The sequence below is a fragment of the Sagittula sp. P11 genome (assembly GCF_002814095.1).
Classification (GTDB): domain Bacteria; phylum Pseudomonadota; class Alphaproteobacteria; order Rhodobacterales; family Rhodobacteraceae; genus Sagittula.
The window spans coordinates 3,682,130-3,707,080 of record NZ_CP021913.1 but is presented as its reverse complement, the minus strand read 5'-3'; the positions used below and the strand labels follow the sequence as shown (position 1 = coordinate 3,707,080).

General features: G+C 66.6%; 24 protein-coding genes. 3 read left to right on the top strand and 21 right to left on the bottom strand.

The features are described from left to right. Positions 1 to 3 precede the first annotated feature (3 nt). The 8 genes from CDO87_RS17985 to CDO87_RS17950 form a co-directional block, all read right to left on the bottom strand. Positions 4 to 1,233: a pectinesterase family protein gene (locus tag CDO87_RS17985; protein WP_100930056.1), complete on the bottom strand. Its 1,230-nt coding sequence runs from the start codon at positions 1,231 to 1,233 to the stop codon at positions 4 to 6. Further along, positions 1,230 to 2,324, bottom strand: a complete 1,095-nt coding sequence (locus CDO87_RS17980; RefSeq protein WP_100930055.1) for a glycoside hydrolase family 105 protein — start codon at positions 2,322 to 2,324, stop codon at positions 1,230 to 1,232. The genes CDO87_RS17985 and CDO87_RS17980 overlap by 4 nt, the downstream gene beginning before the upstream one ends. Beyond that, positions 2,318 to 3,829, bottom strand: coding sequence for a glycoside hydrolase family 28 protein (locus CDO87_RS17975; RefSeq protein WP_100931023.1), 1,512 nt, complete (start codon positions 3,827 to 3,829; stop codon positions 2,318 to 2,320). The genes CDO87_RS17980 and CDO87_RS17975 overlap by 7 nt, the downstream gene beginning before the upstream one ends. Positions 3,830 to 3,900: 71 nt before the next feature. After that, positions 3,901 to 5,163, bottom strand: coding sequence for an ABC transporter substrate-binding protein (locus CDO87_RS17970; RefSeq protein ID WP_100930054.1), 1,263 nt, complete (start codon positions 5,161 to 5,163; stop codon positions 3,901 to 3,903). After that, positions 5,160 to 6,314: an ABC transporter ATP-binding protein gene (locus CDO87_RS17965; protein ID WP_100930053.1), complete on the bottom strand. Its 1,155-nt coding sequence runs from the start codon at positions 6,312 to 6,314 to the stop codon at positions 5,160 to 5,162. Before CDO87_RS17965 ends, CDO87_RS17970 begins: the two co-directional genes overlap by 4 nt. Next, positions 6,314 to 7,162, bottom strand: a complete 849-nt coding sequence (locus CDO87_RS17960; protein ID WP_404944753.1) for a carbohydrate ABC transporter permease — start codon at positions 7,160 to 7,162, stop codon at positions 6,314 to 6,316. The genes CDO87_RS17965 and CDO87_RS17960 overlap by 1 nt, the downstream gene beginning before the upstream one ends. A 64-nt stretch (positions 7,163 to 7,226) precedes the next feature. Beyond that, the gene (locus tag CDO87_RS17955) at positions 7,227 to 8,111 is read right to left on the bottom strand and encodes a carbohydrate ABC transporter permease (protein ID WP_100930051.1); all 885 of its coding nucleotides are present in this window, start codon (positions 8,109 to 8,111) and stop codon (positions 7,227 to 7,229) included. Beyond that, on the bottom strand, positions 8,111 to 9,484 hold the full coding sequence (locus CDO87_RS17950) for an alpha-galactosidase (protein WP_100930050.1): 1,374 nt from the start codon (positions 9,482 to 9,484) through the stop codon (positions 8,111 to 8,113). The genes CDO87_RS17955 and CDO87_RS17950 overlap by 1 nt, the downstream gene beginning before the upstream one ends. A gap of 191 nt (positions 9,485 to 9,675) precedes the next feature. Here CDO87_RS17950 and CDO87_RS17945 point away from each other — a divergent pair, with 191 nt between their 5' ends. Further along, positions 9,676 to 10,488 carry a helix-turn-helix domain-containing protein gene (locus tag CDO87_RS17945; protein ID WP_157815032.1) on the top strand — a complete coding sequence of 271 codons (813 nt, stop codon included), beginning with the start codon at positions 9,676 to 9,678 and terminating at the stop codon, positions 10,486 to 10,488. A gap of 44 nt (positions 10,489 to 10,532) precedes the next feature. On the opposite strand, the gene CDO87_RS17940 is transcribed toward CDO87_RS17945, so the two are convergent. From CDO87_RS17940 to uxaC, 8 genes are all read right to left on the bottom strand, one after another. After that, positions 10,533 to 11,975, bottom strand: a complete 1,443-nt coding sequence (locus tag CDO87_RS17940) for a mannitol dehydrogenase family protein (RefSeq protein WP_100930048.1) — start codon at positions 11,973 to 11,975, stop codon at positions 10,533 to 10,535. Continuing rightward, on the bottom strand, positions 11,953 to 12,687 hold the full coding sequence (kduD, locus tag CDO87_RS17935) for a 2-dehydro-3-deoxy-D-gluconate 5-dehydrogenase KduD (protein ID WP_100930047.1): 735 nt from the start codon (positions 12,685 to 12,687) through the stop codon (positions 11,953 to 11,955). Before kduD ends, CDO87_RS17940 begins: the two co-directional genes overlap by 23 nt. Next, entirely contained in the window at positions 12,684 to 13,511 is an 828-nt protein-coding gene (gene kduI, locus CDO87_RS17930) for a 5-dehydro-4-deoxy-D-glucuronate isomerase (protein ID WP_100930046.1), read from the bottom strand. Before kduI ends, kduD begins: the two co-directional genes overlap by 4 nt. Positions 13,512 to 13,520: 9 nt before the next feature. Continuing rightward, on the bottom strand, positions 13,521 to 13,832 hold the full coding sequence (locus CDO87_RS17925; RefSeq protein WP_100930045.1) for a cupin domain-containing protein: 312 nt from the start codon (positions 13,830 to 13,832) through the stop codon (positions 13,521 to 13,523). A 10-nt stretch (positions 13,833 to 13,842) separates the two neighbouring features. Continuing rightward, complete coding sequence (locus CDO87_RS17920; protein WP_100930044.1) at positions 13,843 to 15,123, bottom strand: TRAP transporter large permease; 1,281 nt, start codon at positions 15,121 to 15,123, stop codon at positions 13,843 to 13,845. A 90-nt stretch (positions 15,124 to 15,213) separates the two neighbouring features. Beyond that, positions 15,214 to 15,735 carry a TRAP transporter small permease gene (locus CDO87_RS17915; RefSeq protein WP_100930043.1) on the bottom strand — a complete coding sequence of 174 codons (522 nt, stop codon included), beginning with the start codon at positions 15,733 to 15,735 and terminating at the stop codon, positions 15,214 to 15,216. A 76-nt stretch (positions 15,736 to 15,811) separates the two neighbouring features. After that, complete coding sequence (locus tag CDO87_RS17910; RefSeq protein ID WP_100930042.1) at positions 15,812 to 16,789, bottom strand: TRAP transporter substrate-binding protein; 978 nt, start codon at positions 16,787 to 16,789, stop codon at positions 15,812 to 15,814. A gap of 28 nt (positions 16,790 to 16,817) precedes the next feature. Then, positions 16,818 to 18,224: a glucuronate isomerase gene (gene uxaC / locus CDO87_RS17905; protein ID WP_100930041.1), complete on the bottom strand. Its 1,407-nt coding sequence runs from the start codon at positions 18,222 to 18,224 to the stop codon at positions 16,818 to 16,820. 104 nt (positions 18,225 to 18,328) lie between these two features. Here uxaC and CDO87_RS17900 point away from each other — a divergent pair, with 104 nt between their 5' ends. Further along, positions 18,329 to 19,027 (top strand): GntR family transcriptional regulator, encoded by a 699-nt coding sequence (locus CDO87_RS17900; protein WP_100930040.1) that lies wholly within the window; start codon positions 18,329 to 18,331, stop codon positions 19,025 to 19,027. Between the two features lie 54 nt (positions 19,028 to 19,081). After that, positions 19,082 to 19,804: an SDR family NAD(P)-dependent oxidoreductase gene (locus CDO87_RS17895; RefSeq protein WP_100930039.1), complete on the top strand. Its 723-nt coding sequence runs from the start codon at positions 19,082 to 19,084 to the stop codon at positions 19,802 to 19,804. A 66-nt stretch (positions 19,805 to 19,870) separates the two neighbouring features. Here CDO87_RS17895 and CDO87_RS17890 read toward each other — a convergent pair whose 3' ends face one another. From CDO87_RS17890 to CDO87_RS17870, 5 genes are all read right to left on the bottom strand, one after another. After that, positions 19,871 to 21,520, bottom strand: a complete 1,650-nt coding sequence (locus CDO87_RS17890; RefSeq protein ID WP_100930038.1) for a BCCT family transporter — start codon at positions 21,518 to 21,520, stop codon at positions 19,871 to 19,873. Between the two features lie 92 nt (positions 21,521 to 21,612). Beyond that, positions 21,613 to 22,032, bottom strand: coding sequence for a universal stress protein (locus CDO87_RS17885; protein WP_100930037.1), 420 nt, complete (start codon positions 22,030 to 22,032; stop codon positions 21,613 to 21,615). Positions 22,033 to 22,411: 379 nt separating this feature from the next. After that, the gene (locus CDO87_RS17880; RefSeq protein WP_100930036.1) at positions 22,412 to 22,600 is read right to left on the bottom strand and encodes a DUF2783 domain-containing protein; all 189 of its coding nucleotides are present in this window, start codon (positions 22,598 to 22,600) and stop codon (positions 22,412 to 22,414) included. A gap of 5 nt (positions 22,601 to 22,605) precedes the next feature. After that, positions 22,606 to 24,228 (bottom strand): FAD-dependent oxidoreductase, encoded by a 1,623-nt coding sequence (locus tag CDO87_RS17875; protein ID WP_100930035.1) that lies wholly within the window; start codon positions 24,226 to 24,228, stop codon positions 22,606 to 22,608. Further along, a complete protein-coding gene (locus CDO87_RS17870) occupies positions 24,225 to 24,818 on the bottom strand; it encodes a DinB family protein (protein ID WP_100930034.1) in 594 nt (197 codons plus the stop codon). Before CDO87_RS17870 ends, CDO87_RS17875 begins: the two co-directional genes overlap by 4 nt. Positions 24,819 to 24,951 lie beyond the last annotated feature (133 nt).

The following is a 24,951-nucleotide window of genomic DNA, read 5'->3' as shown; positions in this document are numbered from 1 at the left end:
CGCCTAGAGCCAGCGGCAGTCGATGATCTCCAGCCAGGGTTCGGACGGTTCCGGCCTCTCGAACCCCGGCGCCCGGTCGCGCAGCCAGTCCTGAAGGTGCTCAAGAAACGCATCGCTGCCGGGCTGCACCGGTCGGTGGCGCGCTGTGCCAGGCGCGCCCCAGTCGTCCCACGGCGCCTCCCGGTTTATGTGTCGCCCGATCTCGCACGCGACCAGCGCGCATTTGCCCACCGCCTCCAGCGTGCGGCGGCTGATGCCCTTCTCGCCCCCTTCGGCGAAGGACCTGTCAGTCAGCCGGACCTCCGGATCGGTGTAGGGAGAGGCGCGCACCCCTTCGAACCATTGCCGGCCAAGGCGGCATCCCCCGTTCGCGCCCGCCTCCGTACCGTCATGGCGGAACGCGCAGCGGTGAAAGACGAACCCATAAGGCGAAGACAGCGCGGTGGACGGGGCCGTGGCCCAGTTCGATGCGCCACGTGCGCCCCTTGACCGGACCTCGCAACCCTCGAAAAAGGCCGTCGCGCCGCCAAAGATGAAATCGACATCCCCCTCGATCAGGCTGTCCGAGACATGGATACGCGGCACCGGGCTGCCTTGCGGCGCCTGAAGGTAGAGCGTGTCCTGAAAGGACGACAGGTGCACGTTGTGAAGGGCGACCCGGTCCGCCGCCACGTGCAGGGCGACGGCCTGGTGCTGCCCTTCGGCAAAACGCCCGTCCATATCATGTGAGGCGCCCTCAGGCGCGGCCGCCGCGCGGTCGCAGGCATAATCGTTGCGCAGGGTCATGCCTTCGATGCGGCAGCCCTCGGCCAATACGGTCAGCACACCGCTGTTGCCGGTCGAGATGACCTCCCGCGCGGCGATCCGGTCGAAGTGCGCGCGGCTGTCGCGGTGCATCGTGCTGATCCGCGGAACGAAACGGCGCGCGTATTCCTCGCCCGGCATCTGCGCATCTATACGTGCGGCGACGATCACCTCCCGCGGGCCATCGCCCCGCAGGGTCAGCGGCGGCGCGCCCTCGGGGATCACAACCGGCCCTGGGTAGAAGCCCGCCACGATGCGGATCTCACGCCGGGCCGTGCCGAACTCTGTCCGTCCGGTCAGGCAGAGGTCGATGGCGGTCTGTATGTCGCTGACCGGCCCGTCCGGAGACACCTCGATCACCGGACCTTCGACGGCCTCCTCTGGCCAGTCGCCCAAGACCCGCGCCTTTGCCAGGCGGTCAGGGATCATGCGCGCACGCGCTCCCGGGCACCCGCCTCTTCCGCCAGTAGGTTTTCCGCCACCGCCATCATGAGCGGCCCGACCCCCTTGGCGTCGTCCGGAACCCGCGCTTCGGTCAGGTAGTATTCGGCGGACCCGTCGCGGAACCGTCCCTCGAACATCCCCAGCCCCGCAACCTGGCAGATGTCCTCCATGCGGGGACCGTCCGGCCCGTCGCGCAGGACACGCCGGACCAGCAGATCGGCAAGGCCCTCCGCATCGCCTGTCCAAAGGCCAAGCGCCCGCGCCCGCAAGAGCGCGTAGGTGAACATGGCAGAGGCCGAGGCCTCCTCGTAATTGCCCGGCAGGTCCGGTCGATCCACGACCTGCAGCCAAAGCCCGCCCTCCTGCCGAAGCGCCGCGATCCGCGAAAGAAGATCCGTGGCCCGTGCTTCGAGCGGGGCAAAGCGTGCCGGTCCGGCAAGGTCGCGCAGATCGACAAGCGCCATGGCCAGCCACCCCAATGCCCGCGCCCAATGTGCCGGGTTGTGGCCGGTCACCGCGTCGGCCCAGGGCTGCTTGCGCACCTCGTCGACGGCATGGGCGTAAAGCCCGGTCTCCGGCACCCACGTCATTTCCAGCGCGGTATCCACCTGTTTCAGGGCGTCCTCCACCATGGCGGCGTCGCCGGTGCGCAGCCCGTATCCCACGGCGAAGGGCGCGCCCATGTAGAGACCGTCGAGCCAGACCTGCCAGGGGTAGCGCAGCTTGTGCCACCACACGCCGGAGCGTGTCCTCGGGTGGGTTTCGAGCTGCCCTACCAGCAGCCCCGCCGCGTCGAGCCAGCGCGGATCGCCCGTCACCTCGTCGAGATACAGAAGCGCGCGCCCTGCCATGACGTGGTCGATGTTGTACTCGCTCTGGCTGTATCCGGCGAGCGACGGCCCCGGCCCGACCTGCGGCGAGATCAGCCGCAGCAGGTGGTCCAGCCAGACGCGATCACACGTGGCACGGTGCAGAAGCTCCAGCCCGCGATAGACGCAGCCGTCCTCGTAACACCACGCGCCGCCCTTGTAGGCGCGGTAGTCGCGGGCGAACGCGTCGAAATACTCCATCAGCATGGCGCCTCTTCCCTCTCGTTCATGATCTCCGGCGCGCCCGCGACCTCGGCGAAGTCCGACCAGAGGGCCGCGTTGCGCAGTTCCGGGACGTGCAGCGCCATCAGCGGCACATCCGGCGCGGCGTTGGTGTCAAAGGATACCCGGTAGCGTGTCAGCGTGAGGCCGCGCACCGGGGCCTCCGGCAGGCCAAGCACCGCGGCGGCGGCAACCGTCACCCCCGTCGCCGTCACATCGGTGAAGGTTATGTCCGATATCTCGGGCGTGCCCGCGTCGCGCGGGGCCGGTGCGCGGGATTGGACGCGGTCGTCCTTGCCGTCCGCGTCGCAGAAATAGAAGGCGTTGACCGCGAGCGGTGTCGGCACGTCCGTCATCGCCACGTCCGAGAAGCGGACCCGCCGGACAAACCCGCCCCGGCCCCGTCGCGTCTTGATGCGCAGCCCACGGTCGGTGGCGTCGAAGGCGCAGGCGTGCACGGTCACGTCCTCGATCCCGCCGGACATCTCCGACCCCAGCACCACCGCCCCATGGCCGCGCGCCATGCGGCAATGATGAATGTTCAGGTCCCTGCACGGCGCGAGGTGGCTGTTGTCGCCCCCGGGCACGCGCTTGCCTGCCTTGACCGCGATGCAGTCGTCACCGACGGAAAAGTCGACGCAGGCAATCTCCACCCCCTCGCAGCTTTCGGGGTTGAGGCCGTCGGTGTTGGGGCTGTCGGGCGGGTTCTCGATCCGCAGGTTCGAGACATGCAGGCTCCGGCAGAACACCGGGTGCACGGTCCAAGACGGCGCATTGCGCACCGTGAGGCCGGTCAGCCGCGCCTCATGGCAGCGGATCAGTTGCAGCGCCCTCGGGCGCCGCGCGCCATCCCGCGTCTCCTTCGGCCACGTCCACCAGTCGCCCCGGTCGCCGCCGCCGTCGATGGTGCCGCGGCCGGTGATCGTCAGCCCGTCGCACTCCACCGCCGTCACCAGCGCCGCGAAGCATCGTTCCGGCACGCCTTCCCACGTGCCGAGGACGCGGCCCTCTGGGTCAAGGGCGTCGAGTTTCGGCCAGCCGCTGCGGTCCGCGATGCCGTAGAGTTCCGCGCCGTCTTCCAGAAGCAGCGTCATGCGCGGCTTCAGGAACACCGGCCCGGTCGGGTAGCGCCCCGGCCCTACCCTGAGCGTGCCTCCATCCGGCACGGCGGCCACGGCGCGGGCAAAGGCCTGCGCGTTGTCCGACGCATCGGTCGAAACACCATGGTCACCGGCGTCCACCAGCCCCGCGCAGGCTTCGGTTACGAAGTCCAGCGTGCCGATGGAGGTCTCCAGCCGGTAGCCGCTGTCCGGCGACAGGCCGTCTAGGAACAGTGCGCAGACCGTCTGCGTCCCGGACCCGAGCGGTACGCCCCGTTCGTCTAGCAGCGTCCAGCGGACGGGATCCGGCAAGGCGAACCGCGTCCCCGGCGGGCACAATAGAAGAGAGACCGTCCGCGCGCTGAGGGCGAGGACCTGTATGTCGGTCATGTCGATGTCCATCCTGTTGGCGGCTGGCCGGGACACGCGCCCCGGCCAGCCCTGTCGTCGAAAGCCAGGGGTCAGGAGCCCATGTCCTCCAGCGCTTCCTTGATGGCGTAGATCATCTCGTCCGCCGCTGTGGCCGCGTCGATCTCGCCGTAGGCGTAGAGTTCGAGGTTGTCCTCCATGGCCGAGCGGACGTCCGGGAACTCCATCATCGGGTGGATCGCCGGGCCTTCGGCGGCCATGACACGGTCCTGCGCCTCGACCTGCATCGGCGCGATGGCGCCCGCGTCGGAAAGCTGCTTGATCGCCGCCTTCGACGCCGGGACACCACGGGTGGAGCCAAGCGCCTCGACGCCTTCGGGTTCGTTCAGCAGGCAGTTGACGATCTCTGCCGCCGCCTGCTGGTTGTCCGAATTGGCCGAGATCGAGAAGACCATCGACGACTTACGGTAGACGCCCGCCGTCTTCTGGCCGTCCATGGTCAGCAGGTCGGTGTAGACGATCTCCTGCCCGTCTTCGAGCGGATCGGAGATCTTGAAGAAGGTGGAATCCCACTGGTAGGTGCCGCCGATCTTGCCAGCGGTCCAGTTCGCGTTCTCGTGGAGCGGCACGTTGCCCGCCGCCGCCACGTCCTGCCACTTGGGCACGACGTGGTTCTCCACCAGCGTGCCATAGAACTCGATGGCCTTCGTCAGCTCTTCCTCTGTCCACATGACCTCGTTCGTGGCCGGGTCGATCAGCGGCTTGCCGGTCATCTGCGTGCCGTAAAGCGTGACGATCAGCGCCGCGTCGAGCGCCGTGGCCTCGAACGGGTAATAGTCCTCGCCCAGCTTCTCGGCAAAGACCGGACCAGCGGCGACAAGGTCGTCCCAGGTCTTCGGCAGCTCCAGCCCCGCCTTCTCCCACGTGGTGGTGTTGAACACGAAAAGCCGCGCGGTGGTGGAAACGGACAGGCCGTTCAACTTGCCGTTGCGGGTGCCGTCCTCAAGCTGCGAGGCGTCCCAGTTCGACAGGTCGATGGTGTCGGAAAACGCGTTGAGATCGGCGAAACCGTCGCCGTTCTTCGAGTAGATCGGCAGCCACGGCCAGTTGACCTGCATGATGTCGGCCTCTGTCTTGCCGGCGATCTGCGTGGTCAGCTTCTCGAAATGGCCATCCCAGCCGGTGTACTCCGGGTTGATGGTATGGCCGTGCTTTTCGCCGCAGGCCTTCAGGGCCGCCTGCGTGGCGGCGTGACGGCTGTCGCCGCCCCACCAGCTCATGCGCAGCTCTGCGGCATTGGCAGTCGTGCAAAGTGCCGTCGTCGCAAGCGCGATCGTCAGAATATGTCGTTTCATGCGGTTCTCCTCCCTTGAAACTCCGGTGTTGGTCTTGCCAGCGAGACGTTCCCGCCGGTGGTCTTGTCGAAGACGTGGATGCGGTGCCCCTTCGGGCGCAGGCCGACGCGGTCGCCGCGTTTCAGCCCCTTGTCGAAGAGGTGCGAGGGCACCACGCAGGTGAAGATCGCTCCGCCGATGTCGGCAAAGAGGTTCACCTCGTGCCCCATGAATTCGAGGTTCCTGACCTCGCCGGTGAAGGCGCCCGCCGCGCCCTCGGGCACGACCTCAAGGTGCTGCGGGCGGATGCCCAGCGTAGCGGGGCCGTTCGCCACCTCCAGCCGGTCGTCCAGCCCCTGCGGGACGGCCACGCTCTGCCCGCCTGCCGTGAGCACCGGCAGCCCGTTCTCGCGCGTCAGCACGGCGTCCACCAGGTTCATCTCCGGCATCCCGATGAACCCGCCGACGAAGGCGTTCGCCGGACGTTCGTACAGTTCCTCGGGGGTGGCCACCTGCATGATATGGCCGTCCTTCATGACGCAGATGCGGTCGCCCATGGTCATCGCCTCCACCTGGTCGTGGGTCACGTAGATGACGGTGGCCGGGCTGCCCTCGTCCTTCAGGCGCTTGTGCAGGTCGGTGATCCGCACCCGCATGGAGGCGCGCAGCTTGGCGTCGAGGTTGGACAGCGGTTCATCGAACAGGAAGACCTCGGGCTGCTTGATAAGCGCGCGCCCCAGCGCCACCCGCTGCGCCTGCCCGCCGGAGAGCTGCTTGGGCAGCCGGTCCAGAAGCTCCCCGATCTCGAGGATCGTGGAAACACCCGCCGTCTTCGCCTCGATCTGCGCCTTCGGTTCGCGTTTCAGCCGAAGCCCGAAGGACAGGTTCCGGTGCACCTTCATGTGCGGATAAAGCGCGTAGTTCTGGAAGACCATCGCGATGCCGCGCTTGCCGGGCACCAGATCGTTGACCACCCGGTCGCCGATCACGATCTCGCCGCCGGTCACCGTCTCCAGCCCCGCGATCATCCTGAGCGTCGTGGACTTGGCGCAGCCGGACGGGCCGACCAGCACCATGAACTCGCCCTCCTTGACGTGCAGGTCGATCCCGTGCACCGCCTTGAAGCCATTGCCGTAGGTCTTTTCGACCCCCTTCAGATGCAACTCGGCCATCAGCCTTTCACACCTCCCGTGGATATGCCTTCGATGAAGGACTTCTGAGCGAGGAAGAACACGACCAGCGAGGGCGTCAGCGCCAGCACCGTCATGGCGAGGATCTGGTTCCAGTCGAAGGCCTCGGTCGCGTCGATGGACAGCTTGAGCGCCAGCGAGATAGGGTATTTCTCGACGGTCGAGACGTAGATCAGCGGGCCGAGGAAATCGTTCATTGTCCACATGAACTGGAACAGGCAGACAGAGATGATCGCGGGCATCAGCATCGGCACCACGATGAAGACCAGCGTCTGCACCACGTTCGCCCCGTCGCAGCGCGCCGCCTCCTCCATCTCGCGCGGGATGGCGCGGAGGAACTGGATCACCATGAAGACGAAGAACGCATCGCCAGCCAGCCACGAGGGCGCGAACAGCGGCAGGTAGGTGTCGAGCCAGCCCAATTCGCGGAACAGCAGATACTGCGGGATGCGCGTCACCACGTCGGGCAGCAGCAGCGTGGCGATCAGGATGGTGAAGAGCACCTTCTTGCCCGGGAACTCGAAACGGGCAAAGCCGTAAGCCACCAGCGTGCAGGAGACCGCCGTGCCGATCACCTTCGGAATCACGATCTGCATCGAGTTGATGAAGAACGTGGCGAAGGTGTAGGGCGTCGAGGTCTGCCAGCCTTTGACATAGCCGTCGAGCGTCGGCTCCTTCGGCCAGAACCACGCCGAGGAGAACATCTCGGAGTTGGTCTTGAACGAGGCGCCGATCAGCCAGATCAGCGGGTAGATCATCACCAGCCCCACGAGGATCAGCAGCCCGTAGCGGATGGCGGAGTTGATCCGGGCCTTGCGGCGCAGCCGGATCTCCAGCTGGGTCGGCGCGTCGTCGCGGGTGGTGTCGGGCAGGTCCGAGAGGGAAACCATGTGCTCAGCTCCTCTTGTCGCCGGCGTAGTAGACCCACTTCTTCGAGGACCAGAAGGCCAGGAGGGTCAGCACCATGATGATCGCGAACAGCACCCAGGCGATGGCCGACGCATACCCCATGTCGAAGCTCTTGAAGGCCTCGTCGTAGATGTAGAGGGGCAGCAGGTAGGTGGACTTCAGCGGTCCACCCTGGGTGATGATGTAGGGTCCGTTGAACTCCTGGAACGCCTGCACGGTCTGCATGATGAGGTTGAAGAAGATCACCGGCGTGATGAGCGGCAGGGTGATGTAGCGGAAGATGTGCCAGGGGTTCGCCCCGTCGATGGCCGCCGCCTCGTAGAGCGACCTGTCCACCGATTGCAGCGCGGCGAGGAAGATCACCATGGCCGACCCGAACTGCCAGCAGCGCAGAAGGGTCAGCGTGATCAGTGCGTTGTCGGGATCGCCGAACCAGTTGACCGCTTCGAACCCAAGGCCCGTGAGGACCATATTGACGAGCCCGGTGTTGGCGAACATGTAGCGCCACAGCACGGCAATCGCGATGGAGCCGCCAAGGATCGACGGCACGTAATAGGCCGTGCGGAACAGGTTGATACCGCGCAGCCGGTAGTTCAGCACCACCGCGATGAACAGCGCGAAGATCAGCTTCAGCGGCACGGTCATCGCGACATAGGTCAACGTCACGCTCAGCGACTTGTCGAAGGTCCGGTCGCGGGTGAACAGCTTCTCGTAGTTCTTCGTGCCCACCCACTCCGGACTGCTCAGCAGGTCATAGTCGGTGAAACTCAAATAGAAGGACGCGACGAAGGGGAAGGCGGTGAACAGCGCCAGCCCGATGATGTAGGGCGCGACGAACCACAGCCCGAGGAACTTGCTGTCTCCGCCCATCAGGCCGCACCCCGCAGGTTGTCCGGCAACCACTGTGCCGTCGCCGCCAGCATCTCGGCGAACATCGCGCGGGCCGTGGCGGTGTCGAGGTGGCGCACCAGCGGGTCGGAATGGAACAGCGGGAAAAGCGCTCCGCCGTCCCCTTCCATGACCGCGCCGACAAGCGCCGTCTGCCGGTCCGCATGGTCCCGCAGTATGTCCGTGAGTGGTGCGGGCAAGGGATCGGCCACCATCGGCACGATGCCGAGGCCGGAGAACATGGCGTTGGTTTCCACCACCGCGTCAAGCGGCAGGCCGGGCATCTGCCCGGTGTTGGGCAGGTTGACGTTGCTGACGAAGGGCGCGCCGCTCTTCAGGGCGACAATCTGATCGACCATCGCCTCGTCCGAGCGTCTGGCGGCGGGCGTCCCCTGCCCCTCCGCCAAGGCCTCCGCCCGCGCCTGTTTCGCGGCGCGGTCGCGGATGCGGTAGTCTACCGGCGTGAGGGCAAAGCCCCAGCGCTCCGGGTCGTCGAGATAGCCGGGCAGGAACTCCGCCAAGTGCCGGTCGCCTGCCGCGGCGGGCACGCCGAAGCGCGCGCCAAGGTCGAATGCAACCCGGCAACGGCTGCCGAAGTAGCGGGCATGCTCTTCGTCCTTGCCGGGTTCGGTCAGGAAGGAACCGTCTTCACGGTGCGCCTCTGCCCAGGCGCGGTAGTCCGGCAGCATGTCGCGCCCGTGCAGGGCGATGCGGGTGACGAAGGTGAAATGGTTGATCCCGGCGACCGAGACCTCGACATCGCGATGCGAGGCACCCTCCCCGGCCAGCGCCGCCACCTGCCGGCGGATCTTTGTCACCTCGTGGCATTCGCCCCAGGCCTTGATGCCCGGGAAGGCTGCGTAGAGCGCGCCGGTCAGGCAACTCATCGGATTGGTCAGGTTGCAGACCCAGGCCTCGGGCGCATGGTCGCGGACGGCCCGTCCGATCTCGGCCAGCATCGGTACCGATCGGATCGCCCGGACAAACCCGCCCGGCCCCACCGTGTCGCCCACGGCCTGCGCGATCCCGTATTCCGCAGGGATGGCGATGTCGTGGCCCATGTCCTCGAACCGGCCCGGCAGGATCGATATCACCACCACGTCGGCCCCCTCCAGAGCCTCCGGCAGGGAGCGGCAGGCACGGTAGGTCGCGGGCGTGCCCTTCGACACCTCCGCGTAGCGGGCGCCGATCCGGGCGTTGCGTTCGGCGGCCGTCGGGTCGATGTCAAAAAGCCTGACCTCTGCCGCCAGCCGCGTGTCCTCTGCCAGATCGGCCATGAGCGTCAGCGCCCAGTTCAGCGACCCTCCGCCCACGAAGGCGATCCTGACGGGAAGTGTGTCTCCGGATTTGTGCATGTCGTCTCTGCAAGGTCACACGCGTTACGTGCACACTCGCAACTCCTCCTCTGGAAAGGCACCGTTTCACCCACTCCTCTGGATTTTCGCCGCCGTTGAATCACAGTAATATGCTAGTCAGCCGTTCGGAATGCTGGTATTCCGAGAAAATGATGGACGAAATCGAACATTCGCCACTTCAGCACATTCCGATGCGGTCCCTGTCCCTGACGCTGGCCCGCTCGACGATCCGCATGCGCCACGGCCCGCGCTGGTCCATCGACAAGGTGAACCCGGTCCATGACCTCGTGATCTGCCTGTCGGGCGCGGGAAAGTACGTGCTGGGCGACTACGGGACGGAGGTCACGCTGACCCCCGGCCATGCCATGCTGATCCCGGCGTGGACAAGGTTCCGCGGGCGCCATGGAGGGGGAGAGGAGACCTTCACCGGCATCGCGCAGCACTTCTCGCTGGATCTCTTCGGGCGCGGTGACCTGATCGGGCAGCTCGACCTTGCACCGTCCGTGCGGCTCAGCCGCTGGGACAGCCTCTGCCACACCGCGACCGACTACCACGCCACGGTGCCCCACGGCAGCACCACGCTCATTCAGCACCACCAGTTCATGGTGCTCCTGCTGGCGGTGCTGGAGGACGCGTTTCTCGGCTGGAAGGTGGAGGATGCCGCACCGGATTCGCAGGATCACCTGTCGATCCAGATCATGCGGGTGGCCACGCGCCTGTCCTCCGACCCGCTGGGGGCCGCCCTTGAGGAAGCCATGCAGAGCCTCGGCTACAACGAGGATTACTTCCGCCGTGCCTTTCGCGACCGGATGGGCCTGACGCCGCAGAAGTTCCGGGAACGCAAACGGATGGAATTCGCCGCCAACCGCCTGGGCCAGGGCCTGTCGGTAAAGGCGGTGGCGGCGGAACTGGGATATACGGATCCGTATTTCTTCAGCCGGATGTTCAAGCGCCACCTCGGCGCCAGCCCCTCCGTCTACCGCGAAACCGGGCGCAGGCCGTAGACGCCGCCCCGACTGAGGAAGGGACGGGCCGAAGCCCGCCCTGCTCACTTGCCGTCGAGGTAGTCCGCGACCGAGGCGCGCGCGCCCTTCCCGGCCAGCGACACGTAGGCCGCCGTCACCGCATCGCGAAACGCCGCGTTCCCGGCCAGCCCCTCGTCAATGACATCGCGGATCTCCAGAAGTGCCGCGACCTTCTCTTCCGGGGTCTCCGCGCCGTCGGAGGCGGCCTTGAGCCGGTCTGCCAGCGGATCGCGCACGTCGATGGTCGCGCCCTTCTCGTCCACGCCGCCCACGTAGCGCATCCATCCCGCCACGGCGAGGCACAGGCCTGTCGGGACCCGGCCGTCCTGCAGATTATCGCGGATGGTGCCGAGCAGCCGCTGCGGCAACTTCTGCGAGCCGTCCATCGCGATCTGCCACGTGCGGTGACGGATCGCGGGGTTGCGATACCGCTCCAGCAGTGCTGCGGCATAGGCCGGCAGGTCCTCGCCCTCGGGCTGCGGCACGGTCGGCAGGATCTCCTCCGCCCAAAGCCGTTCGCACAGCGCGGCAAAGACCGGGTCGGCCACCGCGTCCGAGATCGTTTCGTGTCCGGCGAGGTAACCCAGATAGGCCAGCGTCGAATGCGTGCCGTTCAGGCAGCGCAGCTTCATCAGCTCGTGCGCCTCGACGCTTTCCACGAATTGCGCGCCGGCCTTGTCCCAGTCCGGGCGGCCAGAGGCAAAACGGTCCTCGATCACCCATTGCCGGAAGGGTTCGTGCACCACCATGGCGGGGTCTTCATAGCCCTCCGCCTCGGCCAGCCGGGACACGTCAGCCTCCGTCGTGGCGGGCGTGATGCGGTCCACCATGGTCGCCGGGAACGGCACCTCGGCAGCGATCCAGTCGGCCAGTTCCGGCGAGACGCGGCGGGCGAAGTCCAGCACGACACCTTTCGCCAGCACGCCGTTCGACGGCAGGTTGTCGCAGCTCAGCACGGTGAAGGGTGCCTCGCCTTGCGTGCGGCGGCGGTCCAGCGCGGCGCAGATGAAGCCCACAGCGGACCGCGGCGCGCCTGAGTTTTCGAGGTCGTGCACGATGTCGGGATGCGCAGGGTCCAGCGCCCCGGTGGAGGGATTGTGGCAATAGCCCTTCTCGGTGATCGTCAGTGACACGACCCTGACCGCCGGATCGGCCATGGCGTCGACCACCGCCGCCGGGTCCTCCGGTGCCACCAGCACGCGGGCGATGGAGCCGATCACGCGGCGCACCTCGCCCTCGGGCCCCAGTTCGACCGCCGTGTAGGCGCCGCCCTGCGGCATGAGCTGGTCGCGCGCGGTCGGCGACTTCAGCGAGACGGCGCAGATCCCCCAGGGCGCGTCGCCGCGCACCTCGTCGGTGTAGATCGCGTTAAAGGCGCGGAAGAACGCCCCCGGGCCAAGATGCACGATGCCGACCTCGGGCGCGTCGCCCGTCCGCTTCAGCCTATCGGGCAAGCCAGCCTCCATCCACGTTCAGGACCGCGCCGGTCACGTACTTCGCCGCGGGCGTGCAGAGAAAGACCACTGCCCCGGCGATATCCTCCGGATCGCCCCACCGGCCCGCCGGGATGCGGTCGAGGATCGCCTTGCTGCGGTCGGGATCGTTGCGCAGCGCCTCGGTGTTGTTGGTCGCGATGTAGCCCGGGGCCACGGCGTTGACGTTGATGCCCTTCGCGGCCCATTCGTTGGCGAAGATCTTCGTCAGGCCCGCGACACCATGTTTGGAGGCGGTGTAGGACGGCACGCGGATGCCGCCCTGGAAGGACAGGAGCGAGGCGATGTTGACGATCCGCCCGCCCGCGTCGCGCGCTAGGGCGTTCTTCGCGAACCGCTGGCACAGCATGAAGACGGCCTTGAGGTTCACGTCCATCACGTCGTCCCAGTCCGCCTCCGAGAAGTCGACCGTGTCCTCGCGGCGGATGATGCCCGCATTGTTCACGAGGATGTCGAGGTCGTCCGGCAGGGCCGCCACACAGGCGTCGATGTCGGCGAGGTCCAGCATCAGCTCCTCCGCCGTGCCGCCCACAGCCTCACAGGCCGCGACCGTCTCCGCGCAGGAGCGGCGGCCGGCGGCGATCACGTGCGCGCCCGCCTCTGCCAGTCCCACCGCGATGGCCTGGCCGATGCCGGTGTTGGCGCCGGTGACCAGCGCCCGCTTGCCGTCGATCCGGAAACTCAACGCAGGTCCTCCATCGCCACCATGTCCATGTCGGTGAAGTCGACGTTGTCGCCTGCCATCGCCCAGCAGAAGGTGTAGGCCGAGGTGCCCGCACCGGCGTGGATCGACCACGGCGGAGAGATGATCGCCTCTTCGTTGGCGATGACCATGTGGCGGGTCTCTTCGGGCTTGCCCATGAAGTGGAAGACGCGCTGCCCTTCGGGAATGTCGAAGTAGAGATACGCTTCCATCCGGCGGTCGTGCAGGTGGCAGGGCATGGTGTTCCAGATCGAGCCGGGCTTGAACTGGGTGTACCCCATCACAAGCTGGCAGCTTTCGACCACCTCGGGGTGCACGAACTGGTGGATCGTCCGTTCGTTGCTGGTCTCCTGCGCGCCCAGCTCGACGTGGCGGGCCATCTCGAAGGTCACGAGCTTGGTCGGGCAGGCACGGTGCGCGGGTGCGGACAGCACGTAGTACCGCCCGGGCGCATTGAACGTCACGGCGCCGGAGCCCATGCCGACGTAAAGGACCTCTCCCTTACCGATGGTGTAGCTTTCGCCGCCGACCTCGACGGACCCGGCCTCACCGATGTTCAGGATGCCCATCTCGCGGCGTTCGAGGATCGTGGCCGTCCCGGTCTCCGGCACGTGGTCGAGCACCAGCGGGCCAGACGCCGGCACGGCAGAGCCGAGGATGAGGCGGTCGTAATGCGAATAGACCAGCTTGATCTCGCCTTCCGCGAACAGGCCGCCGACGTGGAAATGATCGCGCAGGCCTTGCGTGTCCAGCCCCTTGGTGGTGGCCGGGTCGATGGCATAGCGGGTTTCGGCGTTGGTCGTCATGTCTTCTCCTTACAGGAAATCGTCGCGTCGGGGTGTGAAGGTGTCGATCAGCTCGCCCTGCTCGAGGCAGATGCAGCCGTGGCGCGCGCCGGAGGGGATCACGAAGCTGTCCCCGGGCCGGACGTCGAACACCTCGTCCGCGACCTGGAACCGGAACTTGCCTGACTTCACGTAGGTGGACTGGATGTGGGGATGGTCGTGCAGCTTGCCCTCGGCGCCTTCCTCGAAGCAGAAGGACACGACCATCAGTTCGGGGCGCTCCGACAGGACCTGTCGGGTGACGCCGGGATCGGGAAAAGCGCGCGGATAGGTCTTCAGCATTGGGGTTCTCCTATCGGAAGACGGCGGGCAGCCAGAGCGACAGCGCCGGGACATAGGTCACCAGCATCAGCACGGCGAGCGAGGCGAGGTAGAACGGCCAGATCGTGCGGATCACCTCGCCGATGCGGATGCGGCCCACGGCACAGCCGACGAACAGCACCGCCCCCACCGGCGGCGTGCAGAGCCCGATGCCCAGGTTGAGGATCAGGATGATGCCGAACTGCACCGGGTCGACGCCATAGGCCGTGGCGACCGGCAGGAAGATCGGCGTGGTGATGACGATCAGCGGCGACATGTCCATGAAGGTGCCGAGGAACAGCAGCGCCACGTTCAGGAGCAGCATGATGAGGATCGGGTTGTCGCTGAGCCCCTTCATCCAGGACACGAGGTCGGCGGGCACGCGCAGGTAGGCAAGGAGCCAGCCGAAGGCCGCCGCCGATCCGATGACCAGCAGCACCATCGAAGACGTCCGGACCGCCGACATGGTCGCCGCAACGAATTCTCCCCACGGCAGGGAGCGGTAGACGAACCACGTCACCGCCAGCGCGTAGATCACCGCGATGCACGACGATTCCGATGCGGTGAAAACGCCCGAGCGCACGCCTCCGAAGATGATCGCCACGAGGATCAGACCGGGGACCGCGCTCAGTAGCAGGCCCAGCATGGCGCGGGCGCCGGGGAACGGCTCTGTCGGGTAGCCGCGCTTCCTTGCGACGGCCCATGCCGCCACCATGAGCGCAAAGGCCAGCAGCAGCCCGGGGATGATGCCGGCGGTGAATAGGTCGGCGATGGACAGCCGCCCGCCCGCCGAGATCGAATAGATGATGAGGTTGTGCGAGGGCGGCAGCATCAGCGCGATGATCGAGGAGGTCACCGTCACGTTCACCGCGTAGTCCTTGCCGTAGCCGCGTTCCTCCATCTGCGGGATCATCAGGCCGCCGATGGCGGAGGCGTCAGCCGCCGCCGAGCCCGAGATGCCGCCGAACAGGACCGATGCGGCGATGTTCACCTGCCCCAGCCCGCCGCGCATGTGCCCGACCGCGGCCCCTGCCAGCGCCACCAGCCTTCGCGCGATGTCGCCGCGCACCATCAGTTCGCCCGCGTAGATGAAGAACGGGATGGCCAGCAACGCGAAGACCGAGATGCCGGAGTTCAGCCGCTGGAACACCACCACCGGCGGCAGGCCGATGTAGGCGATGGTCGCGAAGGACGACACACCGAGGCAGAACGCGACCGGCGTGCCGATCAGCAGGAGCACCGTGAAGGTGCCGAAAAGGACGATCAGTTCCATGCAGTTTCCCTCGCCGGGGCCGCGGCCCCCTGCCCGTTCAGGGCGAAATCCCATGCCCGCGCGGGGCCAGTTCGTCCGGCCGATGCCGGCTCATTCCTCTATGGCGTCGTCACCGAACCGCGACGTGGCCAGCCCGACCGAGCGTCTCAGCAGCCGCTCCAGCGACAGCAGGATCATCAGGATGCCACCGACGATCAGGCTTAGGAACGAGGTCGCGCCGGTGATCCCGAGGTTCGGGATCGTGGTGGCCCATGTCGTCTCGGCCAGTTGCCAGCCGTACCAGACCATGCCGCCACCGAAGGCGATGACCACGAGGTCCGAGACGGTGTGAAAGAACCTCTGCACACGCTCCGGCAGGATGTAGAGCAGCACGTCGAACGACAGATGGTTGCCTTCGCGCACGCCCACCGCGGCGCCGAGGAAGATGAACCAGCCCATCAGCAGGATGGAGGTCGTCTCGGTCCATGTAGGCGTGTCGTTCAGTACGAAACGGCCCCAGACCTGCCAGCCGATCAGCGCCGTCATGCCCACCAGCCCGGCGCCCGCCAGCCACAGGAAGACCTTCGTCGCCCGAGCAACGACCGCCGACAGTTTCAGCACAGTCTCTTGCATGATGGGTCCCCCGCGGGTCCGCCCCGCCCCGGAAAAAAGGCGGGCCTGCACAAAGGCAGGCCCGCCGGGATGTCAGTTATTCGACAGCGCGGATCTCATCGACCAGCGACTTCAGCTTTTCGGAGGTCACGTGCTTGTCGTAGACCGCGTTCATGGCGTCCATGAACGGCTGCTTGTCGATGTCCTCGATGATCTCGACACCGGCGGCGCGGACCTTCTCTTCGGAGGCCTTCTCTCGCTCGGCCCAGAGCTCGCGCATGATCGGCACGCTGTCCTTGGCGGCCTGGCGCACCAGTTCCTGGTCTTCCGGCGACAGCTTGTTCCACGACGCCTGCGACATGACCAGAACTTCCGGCACGATCAGGTGCTGGTCGAGCGTGTAGTAGCCCGCGACCTCGTAGTGGCCCGAGGATTCGAAGGACGGCCAGTTGTTCTCGGCCCCGTCGATCACGCCGGTCTGGATCGAGGAGTAGACCTCGCCATAGGGCAGCGGCGTGGCGTTTGCCCCGAGCGCATCCACCATGTCGACGAAGACGTCGGACTGCATGACACGGAACTTCAGCCCTTCCATGTCCTCGATCGAGGTGATCGGCTTCTGGCTGTTGTAGAACGACCGCGAGCCGCCGTCGTAATAGGCCAGGCCAACAAGCTGGTGGTTCTGGAACTCGTTCAGGATCTTCTCACCCACTTCGCCGTCGACCACCGCGTGCATGTGGTCCGTGCCGCGGAAGATGTAGGGCAGCGAGAAGACCTTGGTTTCCTCGATGATGTTGTTGAACGGTCCGAGCGAGACGCGGTTCAGGTCGATCACGCCCAGCTGGGTCTGCTCGATGGTGTCCTTTTCCTCGCCAAGCTGGGCGGAGTGGAACACCTCGACGCAGATGCGCCCGTCAGAGCGCTCTTCCAGCATCTCGCCCATCTTCTCGACGGCGACCACGGTCGGGTAGCCCTCGGGGTGGGTGTCGGACGAGCGCAGGGTGATCTCGCAGGCGCTGGCCGCGCTCACCATGGCCGCGGACGCCAAGAGCGCCGCTAGGGTTGTCTTCATTTTCATGTCAGTCTCCTCCCTGGATGAAACGGCATCAGAGCCCGTAGGCATCCTTCGCCAGATTGTACGTGAGGTCGGCCGCGACCTCGTACGCCTCGCTCTCCCGCAGGCGGCCCGTTCCGACGAGCCCCGCGAGATAGGCGCAGTCCGACCGGCGCGCGACGTCGTGGCGCGCGGGGATCGAACAGAACGCCCGTGTGTCGTCGTTGAACCCGGCGGTGTTGTAGAAGCCGCAGGTCTCGGTCGTGGCCTCACGGAACTTCCGGATGCCCTCGTAACTGTCGAAGAACCACCACGGCGGGCCGAGGCGCAGGCAGGGATAGGCCCCGGCCAGCGGCGCCAGTTCGCGCCCGTAGGTGGTTTCGTCCAGCGTAAAGAGGATGACCTTCAGCTTCGGCTCCATCCCCACGGCATCCAGCAGCGGCTTCAGCGCGCCGACGTAGTCCGTGCGTCCGGGAATATCGAACCCCTTGTCGCGCCCGTGCATCGCGTAGACGCCGGCCGAGTGGTTGCGGCGGCTGCCGGGGTGAATCTGCAGCGTCAGCTTGTCGTCGAGCGACATCCGCGCCATCTCGGTCAGCATCTGGCCGCGGAAGGCGTCGGCCTCCTCCGGGGTGCAATCGCCCTTCAGCGCCTTCTGGAACAGGGCCGAGGCCTCTGCCTTAGGCAGGTTCTCTGTCCGGGCGGTGGCATGACCGTGGTCCGAAGCGGTGGCACCGAAGGTCTTGAAGAACAGCCGCCGTATGCGGTGCGCGTTCAGGTAACCGTCCCAGGTCGCGGTGTTCTCGCCGGTCACGGCGCCGAAGGCCTCGACATTGGCGGCGAATCCCTCGAACTCCGGATCGACAACGGCGTCGGGGCGATACGTGGTGACAACCCGTCCGCCCCACCCGCTCTCGCGGATCATCTGGTGCCATTTCAGGTCGTCCAGCGCCCCCTCGGTGGTGGCCAGGACCTCGATTCCGAAGCGTTCGAACAGCGCGCGCGGGCGGAAGTCGTCCTGCCCCAGCTTCGCATCGATGAAATCGTAAATCGCATCGGCATTGGCCGCCGACAGCACCTCGTCAAGGCCGAAGACATGCTCGAAGGAGTGGTCGAGCCACATCGACGACGGCGTGCCCCGGAACAGGTGATAGTTCTCTGCGAACTGCCGCCAGATGGCGCGCGGATCCGCCTCCGTCGCGCCGCCGTCGACGCGCGGCACGCCCAGATCGCTCAGCGCCACCCCCTGCGAGACCAGCATTCGGAACACGTAATGGTCGGGAATCACGAACAATTCTGCGGGGTTCGGGAATCGCTCGTTCTCGGCGAACCAGCGCGGATCGCAATGCCCGTGCGGGCTGACGATCGGCATGTCCCTGACGCTGCCATAGAGATCCCGTGCCAGCCCACGCAGACCCGGTTCTACCGGAAAAAGGCGATCGGGATCGGTCAGAGGCATCTTACACTCCAAATTTCCAACTTGATCTGCTAATATGCTAGTTGTCCAATTGTGTCAACGCGGCCCGCCCGCTAATCTGCGCAAACCAATCCGGCGGAGACCAGATGTCAGAGATCACCATTACGCCCCTTGCCCCCCTGACCCAGAAGTCCGCCACGGACATGGTCTTCGACACGCTTTACGAGGCGGTGATCTCCCTTCAGCTCCCGCCCGGCACGCGGGTGTCGGAGGCCGAGATCGCCCAGCAGCTCGACGTGTCCCGGCAGCCCGTGCGCGACGCCTTCTTCCGCCTGTCGAAGCTGGGCTTCCTGCTGATCCGCCCGCAGCGCGCCACGCTGATCTCGAAGATTTCGCCCAAGGCCGTGCTGAACGCGGCCTTCATCCGCACGGCCATCGAATGCGAATGCCTGCGCGAGGCGGCCCGGCAAATGACGCCCGAGGCCGCAGCCCGCCTGCGCGCCAGCCTTGACCGGCAGGAGGCGGCGCTGGAGGAATCGGACCGCGCCGTCTTCCACGCGCTCGACGACGCCTTCCACCTGCTGATCAGCGAGATCGCCGGGCATCCGCACGCGTGGGAGCTGATACAGGAACAGAAGGCCCACATGGACCGCGTGCGCTTCCTGACCCTGTCCGGCAAACGCCAGCGCCAGGTCCACGCGGAACACCAGGGCATCGTCGACGCGCTGACGCGCGGCGATACCGCCAGTGCCGAGGCGCAGCTGCGCAACCACCTGGCCGACATCCGGCACGTTCTGGCCCGGGTGCGCGCGGAACATGGCGACTATTTCGAACCCGTCGACTGACCTCTTCCCCGCACCGTGCAAACGTGATCCCCTGAGCCAAAGGGGGAGCACGACATGCACATCGACCTGACCGGACAGACCGTCCTGATCACCGGCGCGGCGGGCGGCATCGGGCGCGCCATGACTGACAGTTTTGCGCGCGCCGGGGCAAAGCTGATCCTGTCGGACCTCGACATTGCAAATCTGCCCTCGGGCGAAGACATCCTTCCCCTGCCCTGCGACGTGACCGACGCCGCAACCGTCCGCGCGATGGTCGCCGAGGCGCAGGAACGGTTCGGTCCCCTCGACATCGCGATCAACAACGCGGGGATCTCCGGCCCCTTCGGACCGCTGGCGAAGCTCTCTCAGGACGACTGGGCCCGCCTGATCGCCGTCAACCTGACCGGCACCTTCAACGCGCTTCAGGCAGAGATCCCGGCGATGCGCGACGGCGGGCGCATCCTCAACGTGGCTTCGCTGGCCGGTGTGGCGGGCGCGCCCGGCCTTGCCGCCTATGCCGCCACGAAACACGGTGTGGTAGGCCTGACCCGATCCCTCGCCCACGAATTGCGCAAGCAGCGCATACGGGTCAACGCGCTCTGCCCCAGCTTCACCGATACGCCGATGCTGGACGCCATGGGGACGGAGAAGACGCGGTTCGAAACGCCGCTCAACGCCCTCGGCCGGTTCGGCACCGCGCAGGAGATGGCGGATGCTGCGCTCTGGATCACCTCGCCGCAGAACAGCTTCATGAACGGGCAGGCGATCACGCTCGACGGGGGCATCTCCGCCCTTTGAAGACCACCCTTCAAGAACGAAAAAAGGCGGACCCTAAGGCCCGCCTTTCCCGTCATGTCAGGCGCTTCAGGCCCGGCGTTCTGTCCTGAGACCCTGGTAGATCGCCCAGCACATCGCGAGCAGCACCAGAGTGAACGGCAGACCGGTCGAGATGACCATGGCCTGCAAGGCCGCAAGGCCACCGCCCAGCAGCAGCACGATGGCCACCGCGCCTTCGAAGACACACCAGAAGACCCGCTGCGGGACCGGCGCATCGACCTTGCCGCCCGCGGTGATCGTGTCGATCACGAGCGACCCGGAGTCGGAGGAGGTCACGAAGAACACGATCACCAGCACAATGGCGATGACCGAGGTCAGGCTTGCCAGCGGCAGCCCTTCGAGCATCGCAAACAGCGAGATCGGCGGGTTGTAGCTGTCGATCACCTGAGCTTTCACCGGCGAATTCACCGGATCGGCCAGCACCTGCTCGATCGCCGCGCCGCCGAAAGTCGCCATCCACAGGATGCAGACCAGCGAGGGGATCAGCAGCACGCAGATGATGAACTCGCGCACGGTACGGCCACGGCTGACACGGGCGATGAACATGCCCACGAACGGCGACCAGGAGATCCACCACGCCCAGTAGAACGCGGTCCAACCCTGACGGTAGGCATCGTCCTCACGGCCGAACGGGTTCGACAGCGGGATGAGGTCCTTGGCGTAGGCCACCATGCCCTGACCGAACTCTGTCAGGATCGCCATGGCGCCGGCGGCAAAGAACACGAAGACCAGCAGCACGGCGGCGATGCCCATGTTGATTTCGGACAGCAGCTTCACACCGCCGTCGAGACCGCGCAGCACCGACACCAGCGCGATGGCCGTGATGAAGGTGATGAGCAGGATCTGGACCGTGGTGTTGTTCGGGATACCGAAGACGTGCTCAAGACCGGCATTGGCCTGCTGCGCACCGAAGCCCAGCGAGGTGGCAAGGCCGAAGAGCGTCGCGAAGACCGCCAGCGTGTCGATGACGTGACCCCACCAGCCCCAGACCTTCTCGCCGAAAATCGGGTAGAAGGCGGAGCGGATCGTCAGCGGCAGGCCCTTGTTGTAGCTGAAGAGCGCAAGCGCCAGCGCCACGACCGCGTAGATCGCCCAGGGGTGCAGGCCCCAGTGGTAGATCGTGGCGGCAAGGCCCATCTCGCGCGCCGCGTCGACGTTGGCGGCGATGATGCTGCCGTCCTCGGCGATGGGCGACGGCGTGCCCAGCGGTTGCGAGATCGCCATGTGATAGACCGGCTCGAGCACCCCGAAAAACATCAGGCCGATGCCCATGCCGGCGGCAAAGAGCATCGCGAACCAGCCGAGGTAGGTGTAATCCGGTGTCGCATCCGCACCGCCCAGCCGGACAGAGCCCACCGGCAGCACGATCAGCGCAAGGCAGAACAGCACGAAGATGTTCGCCGCGCTCAGGAAGAACCAGTCAAACGACGAGGTCAGCGCCGGGCGCAGCCAGCCAAAGAACTCGCCCGCCTGCTCGGGCAGCGCCAGCGCGTAGAACACGAAGGCCATGATGCTGAGACCCGAGATCAGGAAGACCGGGTTGTGGATGTCCATGCCGAACGGCCCGACCTGCGTCTGGATGTTGTCCTGGCCGATCGTGTATTCCGTGTCGATGAGATTTGCAGCGCCCTCCGGCACCGGTATGCCCGTCTCCGGGTCGACTGAATTTTCTGTCATCTCGCGTTCCCCTTTGTCCTTTTCTGTTGCTTTTGTAGTTCTGGCAGGTAGTCCGTCCGGGCAGGTTGCAAGTCACGCCCGGCGGCCAGAGGTCAGTTGTCGCGCACCAGCAACACGCTGACGGAGGCGTGGCTGGCAAGGCTGCCGCCATGCGACGGCCAGAAGTAGTCCGCCACGTTCGGCGGATGCGACGCCATGATCACGAGGTCGGCGCCGATCTCTTCGACCGCCGCCAGAAGCTTGTCGTCCACATCGACGGACGGGTCGTGGGCGACGACGGTATGCGCATGGGCAGAAATCCCATGCGTCTCGGCCTGTGCCGCGGCAAAGTCGGCGAGCTTGCTCTTGAACTCTTCCGGCGTGTGTCCCTGCGGCCCGGGGGTATTGCCCGTCACCGAGACGTAGGTCACCGGGCAGCCGTGGTGCTTGGCCTCTGCCGCAGCGACGTCGAGCGCCTTTTGCAGCTTGTCCAGGTGCCCCAGGTCCACCGGAATCATGATGTGTCGGAACATGTCGTCACCCCTCTCGTCGATCCGATTGTTTCTTGGCGCCGAAGCGCGAACCCGACGCTGCGTAAAGTGCCGGGTGTCTGCCAGTCTGGCCGCCTGTTTCGCCAAGCAAGCGCACAGGCGCGCCGTTTCCGGTCGGTTTGCGACACGCGGCCGCATCTGTTTGCGGCACTATCATGTCGCAATCGGCACCCACGGACAACCGAACTCCGGGAAAACTATGTGCTTGACGGGGTTTGAACGGGAATTATCTGCCCCGGCCGCCGGGGCGGCCAGGGTGTAAAAGCCCCTTTTCGGGGCCTGTGCCGGTCGTTTCCGGTCACGGCCCCGGAAGGATGTCCGGCGCGGTCCATCCACGCCGGACAGCAGCACGGTTTGCGGGTCAACCCGCCGCGCGGGCCGCCTGCAGGGCCTCGCGAAGGACAGCGCGGTCGCCCACGTGGTTGGCCAGCAGCAGGATCAGCCGCGCGTTCAGCGCCGCGCTCTCCTCGTCGGACAGGCCCTCGTGGATCTGGATCAGCTCGGCGTAGAACTCGTCCGGCGCCTCGATGTTCGGACTGGTGTTCAGCATCGCCCTCACTCCTTCCCGCAGGCGCGGCGCAGCGCCGCGCGCACCCGTGCCTCGTCATAGCTGTCCCAGCGCGCCACCACGTGCTGGTCCGGGCGGATCAGGTAGACCGCGCTCCCTGCCGTGCCGATGTACCGCTCTGCCAGCGCGCCGCTGGGATCGTCCGCCGCCGAGAGCGCAACGCGCGCGACCTCCACGCCATCCTCGGTCAGGGTCTCCGGCGCCTCCGCATCCAGCGTCAGCAGCACGAACCGTCCGCCCAATGCGCCCAGCAGATAGCCGTTGCCCATCGGCGCATCGGGACAGGGGCTGCCGGGGCGCGTCCTCTGCGGTCCGCCCGCCAGCCCGTCCTCGCCGGTCAGCGACAGCCCGTCATAGGTGCAGGGCACCGACAGCCGCCCGGAGTTGACCAGCGGCCGGGCAAAGGCGTGATGCTCCGCCAGCGACAGCACGGCATTGCGGAACAGGTGCGAGGTCTTGGTCTTCGGCGTGATGAAATCCGTCGCGCGGGTCGAGTTCAGGATGTTCTCGTCCGCCCCGAAGCGGCGCTCCTCGTCGTAGCTGTCCAGCAGCCGGTCCGGTGCCTCGCCCCGGATCACCATGCCCAGCTTCCAGCCTAGGTTGTCGGCGTCCTGCATCCCGGAATTGGCGCCGCGCGCGCCGAAGGGCGACACCTGGTGCGCCGAGTCCCCGGCGAACAGCACCCGCCCGTGGCGGAACTGCTTCATCCGGCGGCACTGGAAGGTGTAGATCGAGGTCCAGACGATCTCGTACTCCACGCCGCCAAGGAAGGCATCCAGCCTGCGGCGGACGTTCTCTTCCTTCAGCTCCTCCTTGCGGTCCACGTCCCAGCCAATCTGGAAGTCCACCCGCCACACGTCGTCCGGCTGCTTGTGCAGAAGCGTCGAGGCCCCCGCCCCGTGCGTCGGCTCGAACCAGAACCAGCGTTCGGTCGGGAAGGCCTCGCCCAGCATGCGGATATCGGCGATCAGGAAGCTGTCTTCGAAGACGCGCCCCTCGAAATCCAGACCCATCATGCTCCGCAAGGGCGAGCCCGCGCCGTCGCAGCCGATCAGCCAGTCCGCCTCGATGGTGTAGGGACCGTCGGGCGTGGTGATCTGCAGCACCGTGTGATCCTCCTTCACCTCGACGCTGTCGACGCGGTTGCGGCCGCGCAGCTCGATGGGCGCGCCCGCCGCCTGCGCCTCGCGCACGCGTTCGACAAGGAACTTCTCGAAATAGGGCTGCTGGAGGTTGATGAAGGCGGGGAAGCGGTGGCCTTCCTCCGGCAGGAGGTTGAACTCGAACACCTTGCGGTCCTCGTGGAACACCTTGCCGAGGTTCCAGACCACGCCCTTGTCGAGCATCGGCTGCGCGCAGCCGTAGCGGTCCGCGATCTCGAGGCAGCGTTTGGCAAAGCAGATGGCGCGCGACCCTTGCCCGATCCCCTCGTGGTCGTCCAGCACCACCACCTGGATGCCCTGCAGCCCGAGGTCGAGCGCCGTGGCCACCCCGATAGGACCGCCGCCCATGATGACCACCGGATGGCGCACCGGCGCGTCGGCGTCCTGATCGGCTGACCGTTCGTAGGGATACAGCCTGAACGCAAGCTGGTAGCGGTCATGTATCATCGTCTCTCCTCCCCTTGGCGGGCCTCAGCCGCGCCTGTCCCCCAAGCCCTGTCCCACCACGCCTGCGCCGAAGGCACACGGCCATAATCAAGGTGGAAATCGTCAAGCTGCGGCGGAGCGATCCCCGCCGCCAGTATCATCGTGTGCGCCTGCCCCCGGTGGTGAACCTGATGCTGGAACAGGTGCAGCAGCAGCGCGGCGATGGTCTCCTGCACCGGGCCGCCCGGGCGCTCCATGGTGATGGTGCGCCCGAGATCGTCGCCGGTCAGCCCCTCGCAGAACCCGATCAGCCGCAGGTCCGCCGCCGCCTGTTCCTGTGCCAGCGCGGGAACCGAGGACACCTCGGGACGGTCGCGCAGGCTGTAGCCCAGCCCGCCCTCCTGCATCGCGTCAAGGTAGAACAGGTCGACCAGCAGGATGTGGTTCAGCGTGGCCTTGAGCGAGGGAAAGAAGCCGGGGCGCGGCGCGGCGAACGCCTCGTCCGAAAGGCCCGAGATGGCCTCCAGCAGCACCTCGTTGGCCCATGCGTTGTTCAGCGCCATCACGCGCCACGGGTTCTCTGCCGATAGGTTCACGCCCGCATCCGACATGCCACGCCCTCTCCCTGACCGCTCCGGCCCGGGCGCTGCGCTCCGAAGGACCGCAACCCGCACCGGGACTGCTTACAAGACCGCCCGCGCCGTTACCGGCACCCCGCGAACACTCTGCCCGGCTGCGCCGAAC